The organism is Mycoplasma sp. 6934 (genome assembly GCF_055523595.1).
The window spans coordinates 623,878-650,350 of record NZ_JBVFVE010000001.1; the positions used below are offsets into that span (position 1 = coordinate 623,878).

At 26.3% G+C, this 26,473-nt stretch carries 23 protein-coding genes; 4 read left to right on the plus strand and 19 right to left on the minus strand.

Going from position 1 to position 26,473, the window contains the following annotated elements:
- Positions 1–260: 260 nt before the first annotated feature.
- The 8 genes from rlmD to AC0B4S_RS02710 all read right to left on the minus strand — a co-directional run bounded on the left by rlmD (position 261) and on the right by AC0B4S_RS02710 (position 6,636).
- Positions 261–1,583, minus strand: a complete 1,323-nt coding sequence (rlmD, locus tag AC0B4S_RS02675) for a 23S rRNA (uracil(1939)-C(5))-methyltransferase RlmD (protein ID WP_465101573.1) — start codon at positions 1,581–1,583, stop codon at positions 261–263.
- Positions 1,558–2,100 (minus strand): 16S rRNA (guanine(966)-N(2))-methyltransferase RsmD, encoded by a 543-nt coding sequence (gene rsmD / locus AC0B4S_RS02680; protein ID WP_465101574.1) that lies wholly within the window; start codon positions 2,098–2,100, stop codon positions 1,558–1,560. The genes rlmD and rsmD overlap by 26 nt, the downstream gene beginning before the upstream one ends.
- Before the next feature lie 47 nt (positions 2,101–2,147).
- Complete coding sequence (nusG, locus tag AC0B4S_RS02685) at positions 2,148–2,759, minus strand: transcription termination/antitermination protein NusG (protein ID WP_465101575.1); 612 nt, start codon at positions 2,757–2,759, stop codon at positions 2,148–2,150.
- 22 nt (positions 2,760–2,781) lie between these two features.
- A complete protein-coding gene (gene secE / locus AC0B4S_RS02690; RefSeq protein WP_465101576.1) occupies positions 2,782–2,994 on the minus strand; it encodes a preprotein translocase subunit SecE in 213 nt (70 codons plus the stop codon).
- 1 nt (position 2,995) lies between these two features.
- Positions 2,996–3,148 carry a 50S ribosomal protein L33 gene (rpmG, locus tag AC0B4S_RS02695; protein WP_465101577.1) on the minus strand — a complete coding sequence of 51 codons (153 nt, stop codon included), beginning with the start codon at positions 3,146–3,148 and terminating at the stop codon, positions 2,996–2,998.
- 44 nt (positions 3,149–3,192) lie between these two features.
- Positions 3,193–4,926: an MnuA family membrane nuclease gene (locus AC0B4S_RS02700; RefSeq protein WP_465101578.1), complete on the minus strand. Its 1,734-nt coding sequence runs from the start codon at positions 4,924–4,926 to the stop codon at positions 3,193–3,195.
- Between the two features lie 108 nt (positions 4,927–5,034).
- Complete coding sequence (locus AC0B4S_RS02705; protein WP_465101579.1) at positions 5,035–5,640, minus strand: FMN-dependent NADH-azoreductase; 606 nt, start codon at positions 5,638–5,640, stop codon at positions 5,035–5,037.
- 225 nt (positions 5,641–5,865) lie between these two features.
- A complete protein-coding gene (locus tag AC0B4S_RS02710; protein ID WP_465101580.1) occupies positions 5,866–6,636 on the minus strand; it encodes a hypothetical protein in 771 nt (256 codons plus the stop codon).
- 234 nt (positions 6,637–6,870) lie between these two features.
- On the opposite strand from AC0B4S_RS02710, the gene AC0B4S_RS02715 reads away from it, so the two are divergent.
- Both AC0B4S_RS02715 and AC0B4S_RS02720 read left to right on the plus strand, forming a co-directional pair.
- Entirely contained in the window at positions 6,871–8,052 is a 1,182-nt protein-coding gene (locus tag AC0B4S_RS02715; protein ID WP_465101581.1) for an IS3 family transposase, read from the plus strand.
- Positions 8,053–8,080: 28 nt separating this feature from the next.
- Positions 8,081–9,127 carry an IS3 family transposase gene (locus AC0B4S_RS02720; protein WP_465101582.1) on the plus strand — a complete coding sequence of 349 codons (1,047 nt, stop codon included), beginning with the start codon at positions 8,081–8,083 and terminating at the stop codon, positions 9,125–9,127.
- 139 nt (positions 9,128–9,266) lie between these two features.
- Here the strand turns inward: AC0B4S_RS02720 and gap are convergent, their stop codons facing one another.
- The 7 genes from gap to dnaE form a co-directional block, all read right to left on the minus strand.
- Complete coding sequence (gap, locus tag AC0B4S_RS02725; RefSeq protein ID WP_465101583.1) at positions 9,267–10,268, minus strand: type I glyceraldehyde-3-phosphate dehydrogenase; 1,002 nt, start codon at positions 10,266–10,268, stop codon at positions 9,267–9,269.
- A 153-nt stretch (positions 10,269–10,421) separates the two neighbouring features.
- Positions 10,422–11,282 carry a methionyl-tRNA formyltransferase gene (fmt, locus tag AC0B4S_RS02730; protein ID WP_465101584.1) on the minus strand — a complete coding sequence of 287 codons (861 nt, stop codon included), beginning with the start codon at positions 11,280–11,282 and terminating at the stop codon, positions 10,422–10,424.
- Entirely contained in the window at positions 11,275–12,171 is an 897-nt protein-coding gene (locus AC0B4S_RS02735) for a hypothetical protein (RefSeq protein ID WP_465101585.1), read from the minus strand. Before AC0B4S_RS02735 ends, fmt begins: the two co-directional genes overlap by 8 nt.
- Positions 12,164–13,135, minus strand: coding sequence for a replication initiation and membrane attachment family protein (locus AC0B4S_RS02740; protein WP_465101586.1), 972 nt, complete (start codon positions 13,133–13,135; stop codon positions 12,164–12,166). The genes AC0B4S_RS02735 and AC0B4S_RS02740 overlap by 8 nt, the downstream gene beginning before the upstream one ends.
- Positions 13,136–13,204: 69 nt before the next feature.
- Positions 13,205–13,741 carry a nucleoside/nucleotide kinase family protein gene (locus AC0B4S_RS02745; protein ID WP_465101587.1) on the minus strand — a complete coding sequence of 179 codons (537 nt, stop codon included), beginning with the start codon at positions 13,739–13,741 and terminating at the stop codon, positions 13,205–13,207.
- A gap of 1 nt (position 13,742) precedes the next feature.
- Positions 13,743–14,639, minus strand: a complete 897-nt coding sequence (locus tag AC0B4S_RS02750; protein ID WP_465101588.1) for a 5'-3' exonuclease — start codon at positions 14,637–14,639, stop codon at positions 13,743–13,745.
- Entirely contained in the window at positions 14,629–17,571 is a 2,943-nt protein-coding gene (dnaE, locus tag AC0B4S_RS02755; RefSeq protein ID WP_465101589.1) for a DNA polymerase III subunit alpha, read from the minus strand. The genes AC0B4S_RS02750 and dnaE overlap by 11 nt, the downstream gene beginning before the upstream one ends.
- A gap of 268 nt (positions 17,572–17,839) precedes the next feature.
- On the opposite strand from dnaE, the gene AC0B4S_RS02760 reads away from it, so the two are divergent.
- Positions 17,840–19,528 (plus strand): amidase domain-containing protein, encoded by a 1,689-nt coding sequence (locus tag AC0B4S_RS02760; RefSeq protein ID WP_465101590.1) that lies wholly within the window; start codon positions 17,840–17,842, stop codon positions 19,526–19,528.
- Positions 19,529–19,608: 80 nt separating this feature from the next.
- Here AC0B4S_RS02760 and AC0B4S_RS02765 read toward each other — a convergent pair whose 3' ends face one another.
- From AC0B4S_RS02765 to AC0B4S_RS02780, 4 genes are read right to left on the minus strand one after another with little or no spacing between them, the layout of a single operon-like run.
- Positions 19,609–21,225, minus strand: a complete 1,617-nt coding sequence (locus AC0B4S_RS02765) for an MHO_4530 family protein (RefSeq protein WP_465101591.1) — start codon at positions 21,223–21,225, stop codon at positions 19,609–19,611.
- Positions 21,226–21,227: 2 nt separating this feature from the next.
- A complete protein-coding gene (locus AC0B4S_RS02770) occupies positions 21,228–23,435 on the minus strand; it encodes an ATP-dependent helicase (RefSeq protein WP_465101592.1) in 2,208 nt (735 codons plus the stop codon).
- Between the two features lie 8 nt (positions 23,436–23,443).
- Positions 23,444–24,076: an RDD family protein gene (locus tag AC0B4S_RS02775; protein ID WP_465101593.1), complete on the minus strand. Its 633-nt coding sequence runs from the start codon at positions 24,074–24,076 to the stop codon at positions 23,444–23,446.
- Positions 24,077–24,079: 3 nt separating this feature from the next.
- Entirely contained in the window at positions 24,080–25,102 is a 1,023-nt protein-coding gene (locus tag AC0B4S_RS02780) for a glycosyltransferase family A protein (RefSeq protein WP_465101594.1), read from the minus strand.
- Positions 25,103–25,279: 177 nt separating this feature from the next.
- Here AC0B4S_RS02780 and AC0B4S_RS02785 point away from each other — a divergent pair, with 177 nt between their 5' ends.
- A complete protein-coding gene (locus AC0B4S_RS02785) occupies positions 25,280–26,467 on the plus strand; it encodes a phosphoglycerate kinase (protein ID WP_465101595.1) in 1,188 nt (395 codons plus the stop codon).
- Positions 26,468–26,473: the final 6 nt, after the last annotated feature.

Genomic DNA, 26,473 nt, shown 5'->3' on the forward strand with positions numbered 1-26,473 from the left:
TTTTATATATAACATTATATGTAAAATCTAAATATAATTCTTTAAAATTTTTGTTATATATTTTTATCTTTAATTATCTAATTATAATATATATATATATATGGAAGGAAAACATAAAAAGCTTGATATTACAAAATAAAAATTAACTTTTATATATTGAAGTTATTGCTAAAAAATGGGCAGCCTAACCAATGTTTACATTAGTTTGGCTGCCCATTTAATATAATTTCTTTTTTAAGAATAAAAAAACTTCTTATAGCTTATTTAGTTAATAAAACTACACATTCAATATGCGCTGTATTTGGAAACATATCAAAAGGTTGAATTCAGTTTATACTATAACCATTATTTAAAAAATCTTTTAAATCTCTTAGTAAAGTTCTCGGGTTACACGAAATATAAATTAAGGTATTTATATTGTTTTGACTTAGATAATTAATCAACTTAGTATTCAAACCACTCCTAGGAGGATCAATGATACTTAAAGTATTTTGATCAATAAAAGTATTCAAAATATGTTGCGATTTAAAAATATCTTTAGCAATATATTTATGTTTTAAATTGTTATTTAAAACATATCTTTGAGCATCATTAATAGCTTCTTTAGTAATATCAATTCCTAAAACTTCTTGATTATCTTTAGCAACTAAAGTAGAAATAATTCCAACCCCACAAAATAAATCTAATACTTTGGTGTATTTAGTATGGTTTATTTCTTTAACTAAAGTAAACATTTTAAAAGCTATTTCACTATTAACTTGGAAAAAAGAGTTAAGATTTAAATTAAAGGTTTTATTTAACAAAGAAATTTGAAATTGATCTTTGCTTGCAAGTTTTAAATATTGATTATTTTTTAAAACATATACTTCAATTAAATTGTCAATTAAGAATAATTCATTAATTAAATTTTTAGGTAAATCATAACTTGGTTCAAGTTCAAAACCTACTTGAACCAAGTTATGATGATTTATTCTAATTAATATTGTTTTAAAAAAATTTAAATGCATTAATTTATCATTGTAATTATAAAAGTTATTAATGGTTAGTAAAATCAATTCTAAAACCTTATTTAATTCTAAATTATTTAAACTTAAATTTGAAGTATCATAACTTAAATCATTAGCATCTTTTAAATAAGAAGCTAATGATAATTTATTATTAACTATTGAAAGCAAAAATTTAGCCTTATTTCGGTAATTAAAAATTTGGTTTGCTTCAACAATTTCTTTTAAATTTATTCAAGCAAAATTGCGTTTAAATAATGAATTTAAATATCTTTGTTTAAACTCAAGTTGGGCTTGATAATTTAAATTAGCTAATGGCATAGCATCTAAATTAGTAAATTGCTTATTTGCCCTATGCTTTGAATATTGCAACATTTCAACAATTATCCCAACACAATATTTAGCATATACTTTAGTAATTTTAACTTTTGCTACTTCATTAGGGTAAAAATTACTAACTAAAATTGGTTTATTATTAATACGAGTTGTGCCTAGTCCTTCATAACTTAGTTCTTGGCATGTTAATTCTAAGATTTGACCAATTGTTATTTTTTTATTGTTTGGCAACGTAATAGACATATATTTTTCCATACTTACGTTCTTTATAAATATATAAAGAAGCCGGAATTATAATTTTAGAAATGTTATCTGTTTCTAAAATTATTTCTCCTTCATTATTTAAAATATTATTTTGGGATATTAAGGTTAATGCTTGGTTTATTAAATCATAATCTTGATAAGGAGCATCAAGAAAGATAAAATCATATCTTTGTTTTTTAGTTAATAAAAAATCAAGGGCATTAACTTGGTATAAATTAGCATTTTTAATTCCCAATGAAGAAAGGTTGGCATTAATGATTTTATAAGCATCCTTGTTCTTTTCAACAATATCAGCAAATTTAGCACCTCTGCTTAAAGCTTCAATGGCTAAAGCTCCTGAACCTGCAAATAGATCTAAAACATAGCTATTTTGAATTTTAAATTGTAATGATGAAAAAATTGCTTCGCGAACCTTATCAGTTGTTGGCCTAACAATTTTTAAATCAGGGTAATTTATTTTACGGTTACGATATAACCCACTGATTATTCTCAACATAATAACTCCTTTAAAAAACACAAATTGAAAAATTTGTGTTTTACTTATTAATCTTTGTCCTTTAGTTTAACAATTGTATCAATTGAAACAGTAATTTCTTGTTCCTTACCATAACTTTCAAATTTTAAGGTTACTTGTTTTTCATTATTATTAATTGAAGTAATTTCTCCTTCATGTCCAGTATAAACACCATCGATAATTTCAACTATATCACCAGGTTGATAATAACCAAAAATATCTTCACCAGCTTCAAATGAACGTCAATAGTCTGCTTCAAGTTTAAGCATTTTTTTAATTTCTAAAATACCAATTGGAGTTGGTTTTGCCCCTTTTCCAGATGATCCAATTAGTCCAGTAACATATTGGGTGTTACGCACTAAATACCATGCTTCATCAGACATATGCATTTTGGCATAAATGTATCCTGGATATAAATTTACTTTTTTAATCTTGTATGGTAAGCCTTCTTCTTTTTTTTGCCACTCACGTTGGGTTAAAGTTGGTCTTTGAAATATTTTAAATGCAGATCCTTCATTAGCATTTAAATCAAAATCTTTTAAGATATTTTCAGCTTCAATCCGGTTGTTTAGCGATTCAATAACCGCATCTTCTTTGCCTCTCATTGTAGAAATAACATATCATTTAAATATAGTTTCCATATAATCTCCATCTACTTAATTATTAGTTTAATGATAAAACTGACCACAGTTCAGTTAGTCCATAGGTTACTAATGAAACAAACACAGTGAATAAAAATGCAAATACAATTGTCATTATAAAATTTTTCTTATTAGTTTGAAAGTCAGGTCAACGTACTCGTTTAATTTCCTTAACTAACTTTCTAATTCAATATCTTTTTGGTTTTTTGTCTTTAACTTTAATTAATTCTTCCACTTTAGACCTCTTCTTGATGTAAGCTATGTGTAGCACAATGAATGCAATATTTTTTAATTTTTAGACGTTTAGGATTGCCTAAACTTTTATTAGTATAGTAATTTTTACGTCTACAAAGTTCACATGATAATGCAATTTTATTTGTATTTTTCATAAATGTTATTTTACCATAAAATATCCATTATTTGTATAATTAAATTAAGGGTTTTTTACCTTAATTAAAGCATTAGCAAAAGTATGGTCAGATAACTTTAAGGCTAATTCTTCTTTTGTTAATTGTGGACTAGATTTTTCTTTAATATATAAATCTAAATACTTTTGATAATCTAATTTATTATTGAATACATTTTTTAAATCAAATTTAAAATCTTTTGCATCCAAAGCTTCAAATTCATCATTTGGATCAAAAGCAATAAATTTATCATATGGATTCACATAACGTTTTTTGGAAAATGATGTTTTGTAAGATTCAATGTCATTTTTAGATTGGGAATTTTTATATCCTAATTCGTACTTTTTAGATAAATAATAATTATTTGATTTTATAAAATGATTTTCTTTAATATTGGTATCACCATTAAAAATAACTAAATCTTCTAATGTTTTACTTGGATAAAAGTCCTTTAGTTTTTCAAAAGCATTATGGATGTCCAGAAATTCTTTAACTTCCTGGTCTCCTTGCGAGCTTCATTTGTATCCATCAATTATTGGGCTTAATATTTCATTATACTTACGGTTTGCGCCTGGACCATCTAAATGACCATTAATAATTCAAAATTTAGTAGTAGAATTTTTTACTTTCCAATATGACATTCATAATGGACGAGTAAAAACAACATTCTTACCTTCAAAATCTTCAAAACCACTATTATCGAGTTGTTCAAAACTATTAGCATTATATAAAATACCATATGATTCTCAAACAGCATGAGAATCAAGACGATCTTTTGATTTTAAGCCCTTAGGACTTTTAGCTAACTTAAAGTTCAAATTATATTTTTCATTTAAAACTTCAACCAAAGTACTTACACCATTAAATTCCTCGTAATTAACTTCTTGAACTGAAATAAATTGCAATTTTTCAAGAGCAATTATTTCTGCTAATGCTTGAATTCTAAAATCTTCTTTTGTGATTTTTTTATTACCGAAATTCTGAATATTTCAGGTTGATATTTTAACGGAGGTAAGTAAAGGAAGACTTTCTTCAGGTTTATTTGTTAAAGATTTTGTGCTATTTAATAACTCATTATTATTAAAGTTGTTTGAATTTTGTTTTTTTGTTTCTGCAACTGAATCTTTATGTATATTTGAATTTTCATTTTTAATAACATCTTGTTTTGTATCAGCATTTTCAATGTTTTTATCAATGTTAAGATTTTCTAAATTATTTGTTTCTATTGCTTTTGGGATAAAAATCTTTTGTAAATATGTTTTATTATTTAGAACATATTTGATAGTTAAAACTCTAGTAGTTTCATCAAAAGATGTGTTAACAAAATGACCCTGGGGATTATATTCTCATGGGAGGTTGCTTAGATCTAGATCTTTTCGAAATTTTAGTATGGAATTTCTTTTATTGTTACCAAGAGCTGGCATTGTCAAATGAATTTTATCAGTTTTACGACCTTGTTTGTTTTTTGTTCAACCATATAATCTCATTTTACTAAATTTAGTTTTTTGCTTAGTTTCATATTCATTTTTTAAATTATCAAAGAGCTGGCCAATATTTTTTTGATCTTCTGACAACTCAAAAATATTTTCAAAATTTAATTGATCTTTGCTTATTTCGTTACCAGAGCTAACTTCAATTTTTTTAGGTTCTTTATCATCAACTAACTGTGGTTCTTTAGTAATATTTGTACAACTGTATGTTACAAAAGATAAACTTAATAATGTGCTAAATCTGAAAAACTTTTTAAAAAACTTACTCATAAACTTTCCCTATAAATAAATTTTATTAAATCTTTTGGTATTTTTTTAAAATTTTTATAAAAACCATTTAAGGCACATAATATGCATTAAATGGTTTAAAATAGCTAATTATAAATTGCTTTTTATTTTGTTAACTAGAGTTTTAATCTCTTCTTGAATGCTTTGCACATATTCACTTGCTCTTAATTTAGCAATTTCAGTTGTTTTAGTACCATAAATATCAAAGTTATAAATCGCTTTAGCTCCAAGGAAATTAAAAGTTCCTTTTAATCATTTAATATGGTCACCTCATGGATAAATTCCAAAACTTGAGCCTTGTGCACCAATCACTAAAACATTCAAATTAGTTAAATATCCAATTGCATCATTGGTTGTTGAATATTTATATGAAAAAGTTTTTTCAGCAACTGCAATTGCATCGATAAAACTTTTTAAGGCTGCAGTTGGTCCAAAATTAATCATTGAAGTTGAAATAACTAATAAGTCTACTTGCTTAAGTTTATTAATTCATGTATCGCTGTCAACTTCTTGTCAAAAGGTTTTTAAATTACCATTAGTAAGAATCTTTTGTGCAAAAATGGTTTGATTTAAATTAAATTCCTCTATTGCGTATTCTTCTTCGTTAAATAATGATTTAACATAGTTTAGAGTTTGTGTTGAATATGATGAGTCACTTGTATTAAGTGATCCATTTATAAATAGTATTTGTTTCATAAATGCCTCCGTTTATTTGTGTCCTTTGTATTATACAATAAGATTTAATGAATCTTTAATTTAAAAATAAACAAATAACCATTTAATTAAGGGTTAAAAAAATATTATTAATAAATTCTTATTTTTTTCTAACTAAAAGTTTATAAATAAGAATATTATGATAATTAACTTAATATAAAAAGTTAACATTTTATGTTAACTTTTTACTAAAATTATTTACAGTTATTATTTAAAATAATTTTTAAATTCATCATTGTATCAACTAATAAGTTTGTTTTTGAATTCTCACGATGAAGCAGAATCTATATTAGTAGCTTGTGGTTTTATCATTTTTACAGTAATAGTTTTATTATTTGGTAACGCAAAAACAGCTCATGTTGAATTTGTTGGTGGAAGATTTACTTCATCGATGTATCTTTCTGGTTCAATGATATTTAACTGGATATTGTTGTCATATTCAAATGGTACTACAAAGTAGTAATAAAAACCTAAAGAACCATCATCATAAATATAAATATCATTAAATTTTAAAAATTCATATACATTTTGGTTTTTAAGATAAATTCTTTGAAATTCCTCTCGTATTTCCGTATCGTTTATTTTTAAATCTTGACTGTTATTTAGTTGTTTAAACCTTTTAATAATAATTTCATCAAAATCTTCTTTAGTTTGTAACTTAACCAAAACATCTAATTTTTTGCTTGTGTCAACTGATTCAAAAAATTTAAAGTCTAAAACATAATTTTTAAATTTATCTTTATCATTTCGAATAGTCTCAGGAATAAATTTATTTACAGTTGCAAAAGATAAAAACTTGTCTTTAGCACTACTATATATAGAATTTAATTCTTTTTGCAATCTAGTTCGAAAGTTATTTTGAAAATCTGGGTTTTGTATGTCTTCTTTATGTGGCGAATTTACACTGCATCCAATTATTGATAATGGTAAAAGCGAATATAAAACACCTAATAAAAATATTTTCTTAACTTTTATCACGTTTACCTCTTTTTATTTTATTATTAAATTATAACACAATACCATTAAATTTGGTGGTAGTATATTAAATTTAAGGCACACCTGTTACTCAAAAAATATACCATAATAAATAAATTTAACTATTCCAAATATAATTGGGGCTTTAAAGCCGGACAGAAAAGTTAACATGTAAATGTTAGCTTTTCTGTTACCATTCGTTGGTACCAACGAAGAATTTTTTTGAAAGGATAAATTATGTCAAGACATTTAAAGAAAGAAGAATTTGCAAAAATATATGAAGAATATCAAAAATCAGGTTTCCCAGGTGCTTTCCAAGCTATTTACCAAATATCACCAGAAACAAAAAACTTACAAAGAAATAGTGTAAAAGTTAGAATTAATAAAATAATTAAGTATTATAATTTAGGTATGGAAGACTTATTACAGACAAAGAAAGGGGAAAGCCGCAAAAAAGGAAGCGGCAAACCTAAGACGAAAAGAGAACCAAATTGAGATATTTTTGATCGTGATGATTTGTTACAAATAGCTAAAAGATATTATGAAATTACCAACGAATTACCTAAAAGTAAGAAAGTTATTGAATCTAAAAGTTTTAGTATAAGTTATGTTAAGCTTGCAGAAGTTTTTGGCATTTCTAGACAAACAATTTCTAAAACTCAAAATATTAAAATTGCACAAAAACTCCCTAAATATAGTGATGTAATCGAAAAATCGTTCGCAGAAACAAAGTCAAGATATGGAAGGTTAAAACTAAGTGTTTACATATCTAAAAAATACAAAATAGATATAAACGAACGTTCATTAGGGAGATATATGAACCTTTTAGGCCTAAAATGTAAGCTTAGACAAAAATCAAAACGAAAAGAAATTAAAAATCTATCTACTCAGATTGATAACTTCGTAAATCGTGATTATAATGATCAAAACAATCGAAATATTTATGCAACTGATGTTTCATATATAAAAGCGCCAAAAGATGTGTTAGAATCACACGTTTATTTGTCTGCAATTTTGTCTCATAAAACTAAACAAATTGTTGGTTTTAAATTATCAAAAAGTAATAATCTAGAACTAGTTTTAGACAATTTAAATTCATTAAAGCAATACAAATACAAAAATTTTATCATTCACTCAGATCATGGCTTTCAATATACACATCATCAATATATTAAAGAAGTTAAAAATCTTGGTGGGATTATTTCGTTATCAAGAGTGGGAAATTCTCTTGATAATCGAGAAATTGAATATTGGTTTGGAATCATTAAAACTGAATTATTAAATGATTTAGATTATTCAAAAATAACATTTAATGAACTTAATGATATGATACAAGAATATGTAATTTGGTACAACAATGACCGAATTCAATCAAACTTAAACTGAAAAACTCCACAGCAATTTGCTATGGAATTATAAATAACTAAAATGTTAAATTTTGCTGTCCATGTTTATTAATAAAATAATTAAGTATTATAATTTAGGTATGGAAGACTTAGTGCAGACAAAGAAAGGCGAAAACCGCAAAAAAGGAAGTGGCAGTCCTAAGAAGAAAAGAGAACCAAATTGAGATATTTTTGATCGTGATGATTTGTTACAAATAGCTAAAAGATATTATGAAATTACCAATGAATTACCCAAAAGTAAGAAAGTTATTGAATTAAAAAGTTTTAGAATAAGTTATGTGAAGCTTTCAGAAGTTTTTGGCATTTCTAGGCAAACAATTTCTAAAACTCATAAGATTAAAATTTCACAAAAACTCCCTAAACATAGTGATGTAATTGAAAAATCGTTCATAGAAACAAAGTCAAGATATGGAAGGCTAAAGCTAAGTGTTTACATATCTCAAAAATACAAAATAGATATAAACGAACGTTCTTTAGGGAGATATATGAACCTTTTAGGCCTAAAATGTAAGCTTAGACAAAAATCAAAACGAAAAGAAATTAAAAATCTATCTACTCAGATTGATAACTTCGTAAATCGTGATTATAATGATCAAAACAATCGAAATATTTATGCAACTGATGTTTCATATATAAAAGCGCCAAAAGATGTGTTAGAATCACACGTTTATTTGTCTGCAATTTTGTCTCATAAAACTAAACAAATTGTTGGTTTTAAATTATCAAGAAGTAATAATCTAGAACTAGTTTTAGACACTTTAAATTCATTAAAACAATACAAACCCAAAAATTTTATCATTCACTCAGATCATGGCTTTCAATATACACATCATCAATATATTAAAGAAGTTCAAAATATTGGTGGCGTTATTTCGTTATCAAGAGTGGGAAACTCACTTGATAATCGAGAAATTGAATATTGGTTTGGGATCATTAAAACCGAATTATTAAATGATTTAGATTATTCCAAAATAACATTCAATGAACTTAATGATATGATACAAGAATATGTAGTTTGGTATAATAACGATCGAATTCAATCAAACTTAAACTGAAAAACGCCAAAGCAATTTGCAATGGCATTATAAGTTACTAAAATGTTAAATTTTGCTGTCCATGTTTACTTATAACTAATATATTTAGTAATTATTTAGTTTAAAAAATTTTTATAATTAATAACACCATAGCACAAGCTATGGTGTTATATTTTGTGTAGTTTAATTAAAACTATTTATCTAAGTTAGCAAAGTAAACAACTGTTCTAACTAATTGTGACACATATGACATTTCATTGTCGTATCATGAGAATAATTTATATAAGTTACCTTCAGGTGTTGGTTTTACTGTTGTAAGTGCTGAATCAAAGATTGAACCATGTGATGAATTAACAATGTCTGAAGAAACGATTTCTTCTGTTTCGTATTTCATTGTTTCGTTAGCAGCAGCCTTCATAGCAGCATTTAATTCTTCAACAGTAGGTTGTTTGTCTAAGAATACTGTTAAGTCTACTAATGATCCAGTAATTAATGGCACACGAATTGCAACACCATCTAGCTTACCACTTGCTTCTGGAACAACTAATCCAATAGCTTTAGCAGCACCTGTTGATGTAGGTACCATGTTTGCCGCAGCAGCACGTGCTCTGCGTAAGTCTTTGTGAGGAGCATCTTGTAATCTTTGGTCTCCAGTATAAGCATGGATCGTAGTCATGTACCCTGATTTTAAACCAAATTGGTCAACAAGTACTTTAACCATAGGCGCTAAACTGTTTGTTGTACATGATGCAGCTGAAATAACTGTATCGCTTGCATCTAAAATATTATGGTTTACATTGTAAACAACTGTTTTAACATCTTTGTCTGATGGTGCTGAAACAACAACTTTTTTAGCTCCAGCTTTAACGTGTTTTTCAGCTCCTTCACGTTTAGTAAAGAATCCAGTTGATTCAACAACTAAGTCAATTCCTAATTCTACTCATGGTAAGTTTTCTGGGTCTCTTTCAGCTAAGACTTTAATTTCTTTACCATTTACAACAATTGCGCCTTCTTTAGCTTCAACAGTAGCATTTAATCTACCAAATGCTGTATCAAATTTTAATAAGTGAGCTAATGTTTTAGCATCTGTTAAATCATTAACAGCCACAACTTCAAGGTTTGACCCTGATTCTAATAATCTACGGAAGAATAATCTACCAATTCTTCCAAATCCGTTAATTGCAACTTTTTTCATTTTGTCCCTTCTATTATAAAATTAAAATTTAAAGTATATATTTTAAAGTGTAAATGTAAAATTTCATCTTTTACTGGTTTATTATAATACAAATTTTTAGTTTTTTATTAGTAATTCACAAAAATAATTAAATAACCTGGAAATGTTTCCAGGTTATTTTCATTGAGGTAATTTAACTCGTTTTTTAGATTCGTATTGGTAATCAGTTGCGTACAATGTTCCATCTCTAAATATCAGTTCTAAAGAATTAGGAATTTTAGTATAACTGGCGTAAAAGATTTTAACTCGTTTGTTGTTTAAATATAAGTAACACCCTGGATTTGAAGAATATGCTCTAATTTTATTAAAAGCTTCAGTTGCTGTTAACTGATTACTTAGCAATCCATCTTCTTTAAGTAACTTAGGTGATAAAGTAACTAAACTTTCGTCTTGTTTTTCAGGTTTGATTTCATTGTTAATTAATTTAGTTAATCAATTTGTTATCTGCATTTTAGCTAAATTAGATACTTTTTGAAATAATGAATCAGAAGTATCTAAATCACTAACTTGCAATGATGCTTTAAAAAGCATATCTCCAGCATCCATTTCTTTAGTCATATAAATTAATGTAATACCCGTTTCACAATCTCCATTTAGTAAACTATGTTGCAAAGGAGCAGCGCCTCGATATTTAGGTAATAATGAGCCATGAATATTGATTGAGGCAATTTTAGCTAAATCTAAAACTTTACTTGGGATATACTGCCCAAAAGCACAAGTTAGCAAAATATCATAATCCAAGGATTTTAATTCTTCATAAATTTCGCTTATTTTATTAGGTTGAAATAGAGGAATTTGATATTTTTGGGCTAATAATTTTGTAGGAGTAGCTTCAAGCTTATAACCTCGGTTTGCTGGTTTATCTGGTTGCGATACAATAGCAACAACGTTAAAATGTTTGATTACTTCTTCGAAAACTGGTACTGAAAAATTTGGTGTTCCAGCCAGAACAATTTTTGATGGATTTTTACTCATGATGGATTCATACCTTTTCTTTTGATAATTGATCAATTAAATAAATAAGTTTTTTAGCAAGTGGGCCTTTGGGGTCAATATTTTCACCACTTGGTGATTTCTTAAAAAGTTGTTTACCTAGTTCATTAAAATTATAATATGAACCAAAATATGTTTTGGATTTATTTTGGAGCCTTTGACTTAATAAAGGTAAAAAGAAACTATCTAAAAACCATAAAGATAGTTGCTTTAAACCAATTTCATCAAAGATTAAAATATCAACATTAACTAAATCTTCTAACAAAGAATCAATGTCTAAATTTGATTTATTAAAACTACGTTTAAGTTTATCTTCTAGTAAATTAATATCTAAATAGGCTACTTTTTGATCGTTAATTGCATAATAGTTTGCAATTAAGGATAAAGTATAAGAGCGTTTGGATTTAATTGACCCAGTTATGTATAAAGTGTCTAAATTTGTTTTTTTGTTATACAAATCTGTTAAATATTCATAAATATCTAATTCATCTTGAAATAAACTTAAAATAGCTTTAGTTAAAAGATCATCATTTGAATATGTATTATATTCTTTAAATAAGATATTTGTTTTTATTTTAAATTCGTTTGTTAAATTTGTAGCACTGAGTTGTTTACCAAAAACTAGCTTATTTTTATGATTTCTAGCAATTGTTGTTTGTCAAACTAAATTAGTTTTATGGCTTTCTTGTTCTAAAATTAACATTTGAGGCAGATATGTAAAAATTTCTTGGTCATTTAAATTATGTTTTTGAATAAGGTTTGCAAGAAATTTATTATTTTTTAATTTTGTAATTAATTTATCTTGATCTATATCACTACTAAGTGCTTGATTGAGTTTTTTATCATTAGTCGAAAAATTAAGTTTAGACATTTTTTAAACCTTTTAAATAATCATTTTTTAAAATTAGTTTTTCTTCATACATTTTTTTGGTACGGGTACTATTTTTAAATTTACCATCCAGGTATGCTTCAACTTCACTAAATTCATTAAGGTGAGTATCAGATAATTCTTTAATTAATAAATTAACATATTTAGGCCATGTATCATTTTTATAACGCTTAATACTGTAATAAATTACTAAGTTTAAGGTTTTAGATTCCTTAAACACATTACTTCATGTTTCTAAAAAACCTTCATTTAATTCAAAATTATCATTGTTAGTCATTTGCATAATAAATTCACTAGGCCTAAGCTGCATTAATGCTTGATAGTCATTAGCGTATTTAATATTCGATACTTCTAATTTAGTATAAACTTCACGTTGTTTAACAATATTTTTAATTTTATCTTCGTTAATAGGATCTTGACCTGTTTTAAGATAAAAATTCTTAACAATATTTTGTGAATTCGTTAATGACTCTTGGAAAACATTAAAGAAATTAGCTGAAATATCTTCAAAAGCAAAATTATTGATAACAACCTTATTTGGAAGGCTTGTTAAACGCTTAAAGTTAGCATCACCAACTTTTTGCTTAATCATTTGTGAAATAAATGGATTTTTAATAATTTCTTGCCCTTGTAATGGTTTATGTAATTCCAAAATAATTGTTGCACTTTCATTATCTTTGTAAGTATTAATTAAACCTAATGCTTCAAGTTGCATCCTAGCTTGGTGCAAATTTGTTTCATTAGTATTTAATAATAAATTTAAAGTAGCAAAACTATACGGTGTAACGTGATCATTGTTTTTAGCTAAATCATTTAAGTACTCATAAAGTAAAATACTTAAATGATCTAAAATAGGTGCATAATATTTACGTAAATTATTTAAATCAGAATTATAAATAGTTGTTTTAAGTGAAATTTTAAAATAGTCAAAATCTAAAAAATTCATAATGATTACTCCTTTTGGTTTAAATGCAAAACAATTTTAAATAATATTTATAAATTTAAAAGATAATAATTATTTCTTAGGGTAAACTAATGCTTTTTCCCAAGAGATATCCACAACCTTTAAATTATTAAAAAGTTCCTTATTTTGCCAATTATAAGCATTTAAAGTATCTAATTTTTTTATTAAATCAGTTTTTCCATATTTTTTATTTAAAAAACTTTTTCGCTTTATTTCCGGAATTTGTACATGTCAAATTTCGCTAAATAACGTTATTATTTCTTTAGGTGCCTTAAATAAAATTGGATATTCTACAAAATCATAGTTATGATTTTGTAGGTGTATATAAAGTTCGATATTTATTAAATTTTCTAATATTTGCAAATTGTGTATATCCAATAAAATTCAAGTTTTAATTTTTTGTTTATCTAAACTATTTTTTGTTACCAAATCATACTTTACTAAATTTTTTACCTTTTTTACAAAATTAATATCTTTATATAACAACGTAACAAAATGATCTACTTCTAAAACATGATAGCCTTTATTAAATAATAATTTTAAAATCCTGCTTTTGCCAACACATATTTTACCAACTATTGCAACCATTTTATCCTTTATTTAAAAAGCGTTTTAGTTCTAGTTTAAATTTTTCTAATTCTAATTCATTTAAATAATCTAATGCATTATCATAGTTTATATTTAATAAATAAAAATCAATATCTAAATTTAAATTTTGGACATTAGTATTAATTTTAGATAATTCGTAAGATAAAAATCCAGAATCTTTACCCTTGCTTAACTTTTCAATAATGCTTTTGGATTCGTTTAATTGCCCTAATTCTAAAAGTTGATAAAGATTTTCAAAGTTATTATAAGCTCCAATTAATTTTAGTGCAGTTTTATCACCAATTCCTGGAACCCCAGGTAAATTATCACTAGTATCACCTTTAAGTCCTTTAAATGTAGTTATTTGGCTTGGATTTAATTGATAAATTTGATAAAAATTATCTAAATTAACAATAGAAATATCCAAACCTTTTTTAATAATATATGAAGTATTTAAATCGACTAATTGTAATAAATCTTTGTCTGATGAAAAAATATATTTTTCTCCAGACATTTTTTTACAATATGTTCCAATAATATCATCAGCTTCATCTCCTATTTGTTCAATTCATTTAATATTTAATAAGGTAAGTAATTTTTTTATATAATCAAATTGGTCAAATAATTCTTGCGGTGCTTTAATTCTCCCTGATTTATACTCAGGAAAAATGTTGTGCCGCTTTGTTTTGCCATGTGCATCAAATGCAATCATTAAATGAGTTGGTTCAATAAATTTTAACAACTTAATTAATTGAGATAAAAAAATTGCAATTGCATTTGTAGGCACACCATTTGAATTACGTAAAATTTGAGTTAAATCTCCGCGGTAAGTGGCATAAAAGGATTGAAATAGTAAATAATTTCCATCAATTACTAATGAACATATATTATTCTTCATAAATTAATTCCTCGATATCTTTCAAATTATAATATTTATCATCCTTTTTTAGTATTAATACTCGAACTGTTTTAGGTAATTCCTTAGTTAACCATGAAATCAATTTAGTATTTCAAGTTGAAGCAATCACTGCCTTAGAATTATCTTGTAATTTAAAATTCAGTTGATTATCTTTTTTACCTTTGCTAACAGATAAAATTTTTACTTTAAGCCAATTTGCTTGATCTTGTAAATTTAATAAGCAAATTTCATTTGGTTCATTTTGTAAATTTGAAGTATTATTAATTTTTAAAAATTCATGGCTATACATTGAGCCAAGTAATTTAATTTCTCATTCATTTTCAAATTCAATATCCTGAATGGCTTCAGTTAGTAAGTGATCACCAAGCTTATGAACACTAATAAATTTATTTAAATACTCAAGTGGGTTATCTAATTTTTTAGTTTCAGATTTAAACAATTCATAATAATCAAGGCAAATATCTAAACTTGCTAAAAGCATTTTAACATTACCAAATACATTAAATGCGCCCGCTTTAATTAATGTTTCTAAAATACTTTCTCCAAGCCCAGCAACTTTTAACCTTAATCATGCGGAAATAAAACTAGTAAATAAACCGCCTCTTTGACGTTCATTAATAATTTTCTCAATAGCAGCTTGCCCCACTCCTTTAATTAAGGCAAAACTTAAATAAATCTCATTATTTTTTATTTCACATTCAAAACTAGAAATATTAATGTTTGGAATTTTAGTGGTAATTTTAAACAACCTTGCTTCATCAACATAATTTTTAATAGTTTGCTGATCAACTCCAGTATTTGACAATAAATACTTATAAAAAATCATTGGAAATCTTGCTTTGTAATATGCTAATTTATAACTAATAAAAGCATATGCAACTGCATGAGATTTATTAAATCCATAATCAGCAAATTTTTCTATCTTAGCATAAATTGTGTTTAAAGTTTCCTTGCTAAATCCATTTTTTAGTCCACCTTCAAAAAACTCATCTTTATATAATTTAAGTTCTTGTTCTTTTTTCTTAGAAATTGCCCTTCTAAATAAATCAGCTTTTGAAAACGACATATTAGCTACATCTTGCACTATTTGCATAATTTGTTCTTGGTAAACAATAATTCCGTAAGTATTTTTTACAATATTATCATATAATGGGTGGATTTTATCAATAAATAATGGATTAATTTTATTTTTAGCATAAGTTTTAATATATTTGCTTGGCCCTGGTCTAAATAAAGCTAAAACTGCATAAATATCGTCAAATTTATCAATAACCACTTCTTTAATTGCCTTGCGCATTCCAGGCGATTCAAGTTGAAAAATACCATCAGTTAAAGTTGAATTTAACAATTTAAAAGTTGGTAAATCATTAAATAAAGCAATTGAATTATTAATTACTTTATCAAAATGCAAATCTTTTGGAATTTCACTTTCTAATTCATTAATAAAAGTTAGATTTTTTAAACCTAAAAAATCTATTTTAATTAATCCATATTGTTCTAAATTATTCATTGTCATTTGTAATTGGTTTAGTTTAAAATTACTTTCTTGTACAGGGACAATATTAATTAAAGGTTCATTGCTAATAATAAAGCCAGCTGCATGAATTCCTAATTGTCTTGGTAAACCTTCAAGGCGCGATGCTAAATAATGTAATTTAGGATATTTTTGTGCATATAAAGCATATCTTTTATTATTAAGTGCAGCATGTTCTAATGAAAGATCATGCATTGATAAACAATCCGAGATTGCATCTAATTCGCTGCGTGGCATATTTAAATATCTTCCAACATCACGTAGCGAATTTTTTGAAGCCATAGTTTGAAATGTCGAAATAAAGGCTACTTTATCTTGCCCGTATTTTTTAGCTAAATATTCAAAAATTAAATCTCGTTTGTTATCTTGAATATCAATATCAATATCCGGCAAGCCAACTCTTTCTAAATTTAAAAATCTTTCAAACAATAAATTAAATTCAATTGGATTTACTGAAGTTATACCAATTAAATACGAAATTAATGAACCTGAAGCAGACCCACGGCCAGGACCTATTAAAATATTATTATTTTTAGCATAGTTAATTACATCTTGAATAATTAAAAAATAATCAATAAACCCAATTTTTTTAATTACTTTAAATTCAAAGTTAATTCGTTGATCAACTAATTCTTTATCATATTTTTTAATAATTTGATGATAACGTTCCCCATTTATTAAATTAAGTAACTGTTCTACTGAATTATTTGAATATTTTGGTAATTTAAGAGATGTATCAGGTTTAAAATTTTCAATACTATTGACAATGGATAAAATATTATTGTATACTTCATCACTAACATCAGAAAATTCACCTATTTCATAATATTCACTATAAATAGTATTGTTTTCATCTAAATTACCAATTTTATTTAAAATTGGTAATAATTCATTATCATCAAAATATAAAATCTTTTTAGTAGGAGCATATACTGTTTGATATTCTTGCATTGTTTTGGAATTTAAATAAAAATTACCTAAATATTTATCTAATTTAATATTCTTAGCTTTTGCTCCTAATTCAAAGTGATCAATTAAAAATATATTAGGATCATCTAAATCATAATATGAAATTTCTGCTTGAGCGCTTTTAGCTAAAACTAATTCTTTTAATTTTAAAAAACCAGAATTATTTTTAGCTAAAGCAATAATTTGAAAACCTTCTGTTAGTTTTAATTCAACCCCTAATATTAATTTAAAGTCATATTCATTTTGAAAATTTCAATAAAATTGTAAAGCATGGAAATTTTCAAAATCAGTTAATGTTAAATATTTAACTTTTTTTTGCTTTGCAAGTTTAAATAAGTCGTTAAGTCTAATTGTTGAATTTAAAAACGAATATTCAGTATTAGTATGTAAATAAATAATATCTTTCATGGTTTAATTTTATATGATTTAGCATTAATATAAAATTAAATTTATAGAATAATTAACTTTTCAAGCAAAATCCTCTGTTTTAGAATTATATTTAGTACGTTTTTTTTTTTTTTTTTTTGCATGTAATTTATATAAATATAATAAAATATATACAGATATTTTAAAATTTGCTTTTACTCCTGAAATAAATTTTAAATATATCTAGCAAAAATTTACATTTTATTTAAATTTATTAAGATAATCAAATATTATATGAAAAGGAAGATTTATGAAATTACGAAAATTTTTATTAGTAACAACTAACTTAGTCTCAATTACGGCTGTTACTGCTGTTTCATGTACAGCGCCTCAGCCCCAAAAAAGACAATTTACTATTCAAAATGTTAGTGAAATTACAGTAACTCAAACAAGTGCTGAATTCACCGCTAAAATTACTGGTCTACAAGGAACAGACCAACTTAATGTAAAAGTTAATGACACAACTCATAATTTTACAGTTTCAAGTTTAAACAAACCAGCTGATAATGAATATAAAATTACTATTACTGGTTTAACTAAAGGTACTACATACGAACTAGATACCATCAAGGTAAACAACGATACATCATTTAATGTCAAACGTTCATTTACAACCTTAGCTGATGTAACAACCACTCCTCCAGGAACTGAAGACCCAGGAACCGAAAACCCAGGAACCGAAAACCCAGGAACCGAAAACCCAGGAACTGAAAACCCAGGAACTGAAAACCCAGGAACCGAAAACCCAGGAACTGAAAACCCAGGAACCGAAAACCCAGGAACTGAAAACCCAGGAACCGAAAACCCAGGAACTGAAAACCCAGGAACTGAAAACCCAGGAACTGAAAACCCAGGAACCGAAAACCCAGGAACTGAAAACCCAGGAACTGAAGACCCAGGTAACACAACTCCTCCAGTTCAGGAACCTGATTATAATCAAGTTGGGGAACATTTAGAAAATGTTACAGATGAAGGACTAGGAGAACGTTTTGATCAGTTGTTAAAAGCATATTTAGAAAAACCTGCTAATAAAGAAGGTGGAAAACTAAAACAAATGCAACTTTATGGACCAACAAATAATACCAATAATAATGTATACTTATCAATTCAAGGATCAGGCGGTAAACCTGAAACAGCTATTTTAAAAATAAAAGATGGCTGAGATGTTAATAAATTAGAAGGTACTGCTAATTCAACTGATAAAAAATTATATTTAGCTGAATTTAATCCAGAAACGAGAATTTTAACTTTAAAATATAAATATGATGGAGAATACTTCCACATCACAACTTTAATACCTAAAGCTAAAACTGCTGAAGAAAAGCAAAAAGAAGAAGATGAAAAAGCATACAAGCAAGTGCACGATTATGTAAAAAGTGTAGTAAAAAGTGCTGTTTTCTCACAAACTACAGATAATTTAAATAATAAACCAACTTTAACTTTAACCTTTAATGTAGGTACGCAAGATAATGCTGAAAGTCAAAATGAAAACGCAAATTCTGAAGAATATAGCAAAAAATTTGAAAATTTTGCTAACTTAATTTCTCATTTCCATACTGTGCATCTTGAAATTGAAGATAATAATGGTCAAATTTACTCTGGATACGCAACTTTAATGGATGGTACAAAAGAATATTGAGGAATGACCTATAATAATAATAATAATCCAGAACGTAAAATTGAGTTCACAATGTACAAAATGGAAAAGAAAGGCGAAAATTCAGCTAATACAGAGGAAGCTACTCAAGAAAATCAATATCAAGAACACACAAATAAAATAGAAAACATCAAAACTATTAAAGCATGATTGCATAATCCTAGTTTTGCAGATAAATTCGCATTCTATGAAATAGATGTTACACAAAGCGATGCTACTTCTTCTCAAGCTCAATCAGGGGGGAACAACAAGCTAGTAGTTAATTCTAAATCAGGTAATTAATCTACTTAACACTAAAACACAACCAAGATTTTTTGGTTGTGTTTATTTTTACTTTTAAATTATAATTTAGTAGGTATATTTTAGTCCATTATATCTAAAGTATATTTTAAATCTAATTTGCAGTAAATTAAATCTTCTAAACCTTGCGGTATAGTTTCATAAATCACTAAAATATTCTTTGCTTTAGTTAATTGTAATAATCGATAACATGAAAAGATGGTATTTCACATTTTTAAATTATTACAAATATCTTTACTTAAAACTATTAGTTTTAAGTTATTTAATGCATTAATTAAATTATAAATACTTTTATTTATATTAGTTAAATAAATACCATATTCATAATTATTATTAGAATAAATTGCTATTTTATTATTAATTTTTTTATAATCAAAATAATCGCTTTGTGAAGTTAATACACACATAACTTTAGCACCGTCTAATAAAAAATCATTGCGTAAAAAGTCTGCTTGCTGTATTTTATAAATTAGATTAAGATTTTCTTCTTTTGCATAGCTATCAGCATAATCAAACCAAAGATTTTGATATTTATACGCAAGTGTTGGTATTAAGTCAAAGGAATCAATTCATTCTTGCCTAATTAATTCATTAGTAATAGATACTTTAACTAACGATAAATTAACTTTATCATTAGTTAAATGTGTATTGATTACTTTTTGCATAGATAATTTAAATTTTAGTGCATTAGCATTTAAAGTCTTATATAAATTTAAATTCTTACTAAAAGTTTGAAAGACTTCTTCTTTTAAAATTGCCGGATTTAAATTAAGGTAATTATTTGGGGAATTAGAATAAATCATATTGTAAAGTGAATAATTTAATAATTCTTTAAGGTTATGTTTGTAATATAAAGTATTTAGCAAAGGATATCTAAAAATAGTAAATTTATCAAAAAATGCATTAAGGCCATATTGAGTATTTAAGGTAGTTATTTTTTTCAGCAAGTATTTAAAACGATATTTACTTACTTTTTTCACTAAAAAAACTAACGTATCCTCAGCTTTAAAAATCTTTCAATTTTTGCCCTTTAAACCTAAAGATTTAATAATTCAAGATATTTCCTCTTTATAAAAAATAGCATTATATTTTTCTAATTTTAATAAACCACCTATAACTACAAAATTTTTCCACTCTATTTCACTTGTTTTATCAGTTAATTCAGGTATTTTAAAAATTTGTTTTTTACTAAAAACTTTTTTCCAGGTTATTGTACAAAAAAACTTATTTGCAGCAATACTTCTTATAGTCATTTTGACAACATGTTTTTTTAAAAAATAACTTTCTAATTTAAAAATAAATCAAGTTATAAAATGATATTTTTTAATAACAAAATTATTAAATTTTATATCTAGTTCATGTGTTTCTTTATGATTAAATGGATTGTCTAAAAATTTATTCAAATTGATTTGAGTATCTTGCTCAAAATAAGCTAAGAATTCTTTTAAAGAACCATATTTAAACATACCGACTGTTGTTTTTTTAACATCTAAATTAGTTGCAAAATATGCATTTTTTTTATTTAATCTAATTACCCTTAAATTACTCATATCAATCTCGTAATGCATGATATCCCATGAGGCATGAAAATACATATAAATGCAAACCAAAATTGCAATAAGTAAGAGGATAATTAAAAGAAAGATTGTAAAGAAAATAAAACCATAAAAAATGGCCATAATTACCTACTTAAAAGCCTAATTGCTGGGTGGGTTTTATTTAATTTTCGTGTGACTTGATCTTTATGGAATAAAACTTCAATATCATTACTATTACCTACCTCAATAACTTCACCTTCACCAAAAGTAATATGCGAAATAATATCACCAACTGCTATTTGTTCATTTTTTAATACAACATCATTATATGATTCGGTATTTAAAACAAATTTAGTTGGATCATCTAATAAAATCGTATCACTCAGGTTAATCCCCATTTCACTTAAAAAAGGTGAAGGAACTTTAAATTTATCAAGTGAGTAAACCATTCCCCGTGATGATGATATAAATAATTTTTTCTTTGCCCTGGTAATAGCAACATATGCTAAGCGCCTTTCTTCTTCTAATAGTTCACTAGTGCTTTTACCCTTTGAATTATTAATAAAATCTCCTTCATCATAAATTCTAAAACTTGGGAAAACTCCATCGCTAAGCCCAACTAAAAAGACATTTTCATATTCTAAACCTTTTGATGAATGAATTGTCATTAAAGTAACATAGTTAGTTTCATTATGATATTCATCACTTACAGAAAGTAAACTTACCATATTAAGATAATCTTCTAAAGTTCCGCCAACATTATTCTTTTCCCAATTATCAATTGATTTAATTAATTCTTTTACATTTTCCTTAGCTGTCCCACGAAGGTTTTTATCATTTTTTATACTTTCATAATAACCTATTTTTTCTAAAAATGCATCAAGGGCACGGCTAATTTTAAGTTTTTTAGTTTCAATAGCATTTTTATATAATAAAATAGTTTCCAAAAATGGTTTAAGTTTATTTTTGAGAAAATCAACGCCAAATTCTTTAGGATTTAATTCTTTAAAATGATCGCGCAGAGCTCAAAACATGGTTTTATGATGGCTAGTTGCAAAATCTCTAATTCTTTGCAATTTCACTTCGCCAATCCCCCGGCTTGGCACATTAATAATGCGCTCAAGTGAGATTTGGTGTCCATCAAATAAAACCCTTAAAAAAGCAATAACATCTTTAATTTCATCTCTTTGATAAAATTTAACTCCATTAATTAATTTATGGGGTATATTGGCTTCGATTAAAGCTTGTTCAAAAGCCCGCGAATAATAATTAGATCTAAATAAAATTGCAATTGAACGCAAAGGGTTTTTTTGTTTTTTTAATTCATTTATTTTTGTGACAACTCATGCAGCTTCTGCTTCTTCATTGTATAAATGTTGGTATTCTAAATCAGTCCCATCCTCATTTTGTGTTACTAAATCCTTACTGAATCTAATATTATTATGTTTAATTAATTTATTAGCAGCTTCCAAGATTTTTTTAGTTGAACGGTAATTTAAATCTAAAATAACAGTTTTAGCATCAGGATAATCTTTATCAAAATTTAGAATTAAATCAACTTTTGCACCTCTTCAGTTATAAATGGTTTGATCAGGATCACCAACAATTGTTAAATGTGTGTGATCTGTATAAAGCATTTTCATAATGTTATATTGCATAGATGCAGTATCCTGAAACTCATCAATTAAAATATATTTGAATTTTTTCTGATATTTAGCTAAAACATCAGGACGCATTGTAAACAGTTTATAAGTTTGAATTATTAAATCATCAAAATCTAAGGAACCATTAATAGCTAATTCGTTTAAATATTCAATATAGATTTTATTCAAAATCGAAGGTTTTTGTTCCTTAGATAAGACTTTTGCAAATTCTTTAGGGTCTTCTGAATAATTCTTGGCTCAAGAAATATATTGCGAAGCGGTCTTATATGGAATTTCTGTAGTTGTAATTCCTAAAGATTTATAAATCTTTTTTAAAATTGTATCTTTGTCTTGTTCATCAATAATTTGAAAACTTGTAGGATATCCTAACTGGCGAATGTCCTTGCGCAAGACATCAGCACAGAAAGAGTGGAAAGTCTTAGCATTAATTTTTCCAATATCTTGTTGACAATAATTCCCAATTCTTTGCACTAATTCTTGAGCTGCTTTATTAGTAAAAGTTACAGCTAAAATTGACTCGACTGGAACATTTAAATCATTAATTAAGTATGATACTTTTCTGGTTAAAACTTTTGTCTTTCCTGAACCAGCTCCAGCTATAATCCGTAAGGGGGTATCAAAATAAACAACGGCTTCACGTTGTTTTTCATTTAAATCACTTAATAAATCGATTTTTCTTAATAGCATGTTTCCTCCTATTTATAAATAAATTTTCGGCGTATATTTTTTTGGGGCAAGAATTTAAGTTCACTAATTACTTGCCTAATTTGTTTATCTTCAACCACTCGGGTTTCGGTTAGTAAATCAATTAAAATTAAATTGCGCTTGGAAACCAGCAGCATAAAGTACCCTGCAATTAAAATAAAAAAATGCATAGTTAATAAAGTAGTAATGATTCTCAACACAATCTGATGATATAAATCATTTCGTAAAGTTATTTGTTTTTGCTCATTTCACACAAAACTCATATGGCTTAAGAAGGATAATGTAATGAGTAAAATCAAGAAAAAAAACCAAGTAATAAAATAATTATGTTTAAAGATTGAGATTTTGGAAAATTCCTTAGTTTTTGAATTAATGATTTTTAATTTGCAAATCCACAAACCAATTGTTTTACCATTAAATAAAACTGGAATTAATTGGTAAAATAAAGCAAGAAAAATCCAGATTAAAACAACCCCGAAATAAAAAACACCCGCACTAGGCAAGTCATTTGGTTTTTTTGTAATTCTTAAAAGATAAAATGATAACAATACTAATGAAAAAAAACAAATTAAATCAATAATATTTGCTAGCAATCTTTTAAAGAAACTTGCATTTTTATACACTTATTAACTAAGTCTCTTTAAAATTTTGGTGTTTTTTAGTTTTGAAATTGGCAGAGATAATAAAATAATTTCATTATTATTTCTTAAGAAATATGGGTTGGTTATAAAATAATTTTTAGATTTATATTGCAAATCAAGCGTTTTAATTATTTCAAAATGAGCTTCAAAGACTTTTGGATTACGTTTTTCTCAAATATCTTCCTTAGTTTTATAGATTCGACGGTACATAAATTTTGTTTCATTTAAAAAACCAGTTAAGAGTAATTTAATAAAATAATATTTTGCATAAACTAATTCATCATTAAAGTTTAAATGTTTAATTTGAACAATGTTTTGTAAATTATCAAAAGAAGTTAAAAAGTTTTTGGTAATTAATCAAATATCAGTAGGAAAATATTCAGCAAACATTTTATAATCTAAATATGTATACGTTTTAGCCTCTAAAAATAACATATAATTTAGTTCAAGACACAATTTATTATTATTAGCTGTTTTAAATTTATGACCAAGAATTTTATTTGATAAGCTTTTTTTAATAATTTTGTTGAAAATAAATGGATAAGTATAGGCAAAAGTTAATTTATTTTCTTGTAAATTAATCTTGCGACCCTCGACCACTCTAGCTGTTGGTTTTCAAGTGATTGAACCATTTATTTTTGGTTTAAATTCCAAAATATCGACTTTAGTTTGCTCAATTGCTTGAATCATTCTTTCCACATAATGTTTTTTTATATATTGAATATCACAATTAAAAACAACAGAATATTCACCTGAAATTACCCTGTAAGCATTAAGTAAACTTTCTTGAGCAGTGCTTTGTTTTGAGTTATAAATAAACTTAAGCCTCTTACCAAAAGAAGCTTGATATTTTCCCAATTCTTTGATAATTTCTAAATTTTTTGAAGTTGCATTGTTTAAACACAATACAACTTCAAAATCTTGACTAGTTTGCTCTTCCAAAGCTTCAAAATAATATTCTAATTGTTTTAAATCACTTGGTACGATTGATATTAATGATAATTTCATACTAACCACCCTTAGGTATTAATATTTTACCATAAAACTCAATTTTTTTAATGGGATATTAAGACATTTCATCCCATATCTAGCCCTAAAAATATTTACTATTTTTTTACAGTTTTAAATGTTGTCTTTATGAAAATAATTTATAATATTTATGTATTATAAAATTAGGAGGATTACATGAAAAATACAATTGACAATTTACAACTATCTGGTAAAAAAGTCCTAGTACGTGTTGACTTTAATGTTCCAGTACAAGATGGTATTATCACATCAACAAAAAGAATTAGTGCAGCATTGCCGACTTTATTAAAAGTCTTAAATGATGGTGGAAAGTTAATCTTACTTTCACACCACGGGAGAGTTAAAGAAAATTCTTGTCTTTCAAAACATACTTTAAAACCAGTAGCTTTTGAATTAGCTCGACAACTTAAAAGACCAATTAAGTTTGTCGAACAAACTAAAGGCCCAGTCTTAGAAAAAGTTATTAACGAAATGAAACCTGGGGATGTAATTTTAGTACAAAACACACGTTATGAAGATTTAAACGACAAGGCCGAAAGTAAAAATAACCCTGAACTTGGTGCTTATTGAGCATCGTTAGCTGATGTTTTTATTAATGATGCTTTTGGTACAGCGCACCGTGCACATGCTTCAAACGTTGGAATTGCTAAAAATATCAAAGAATCTGCATTAGGTTATTTAATGGAAAAAGAAGTTTCATCTTTAGAAAAAGCTCTTAAAAACCCTGTACATCCATATGTGGCAATTATTGGTGGAGCTAAAGTATCAGATAAAATTAAGGTACTTGAAAACTTAATTAAAATTGCTGACAAAATGATTATTGGTGGGGGGATGGCTTATACATTCCTAAAAGCTCAAGGAATTAACGTTGGTAATTCATTAGTAGAAGATGATTACTTGCCACTTGCCAAAGACTTTTTAGCAAAATACAAACATAAGGTTATTTTACCAGTTGATCATGCTGTAGCAACAGAATTTAAAGATGTTGCACCCGAAATTCAAGAAGTTTCAGTTAAAGAAGGCTACATGGCACTTGATTTAGGTCCTAAATCTATTAAAGCTGTACAGGATGCCTTAGTAAATGCAAAAACTGTGGTTTGAAATGGACCTATGGGTGTTGCTGAATTTGAAAACTACAAACATGGGACACTTGCAGTTTGCAAAGCAATTGCAACTTTAAAAGATACCTATACTGTTGTTGGTGGGGGTGATAGCGTTGCTGCTATTGAAAAACTTGGTATGGAAGATATGTTCTCACACGTTTCAACTGGAGGCGGAGCTAGTCTAGAATTCTTACAAGGCATTGCTCTTCCTGGTGTAGTTGCTATTCAAGACAAAAAATAATTCAAA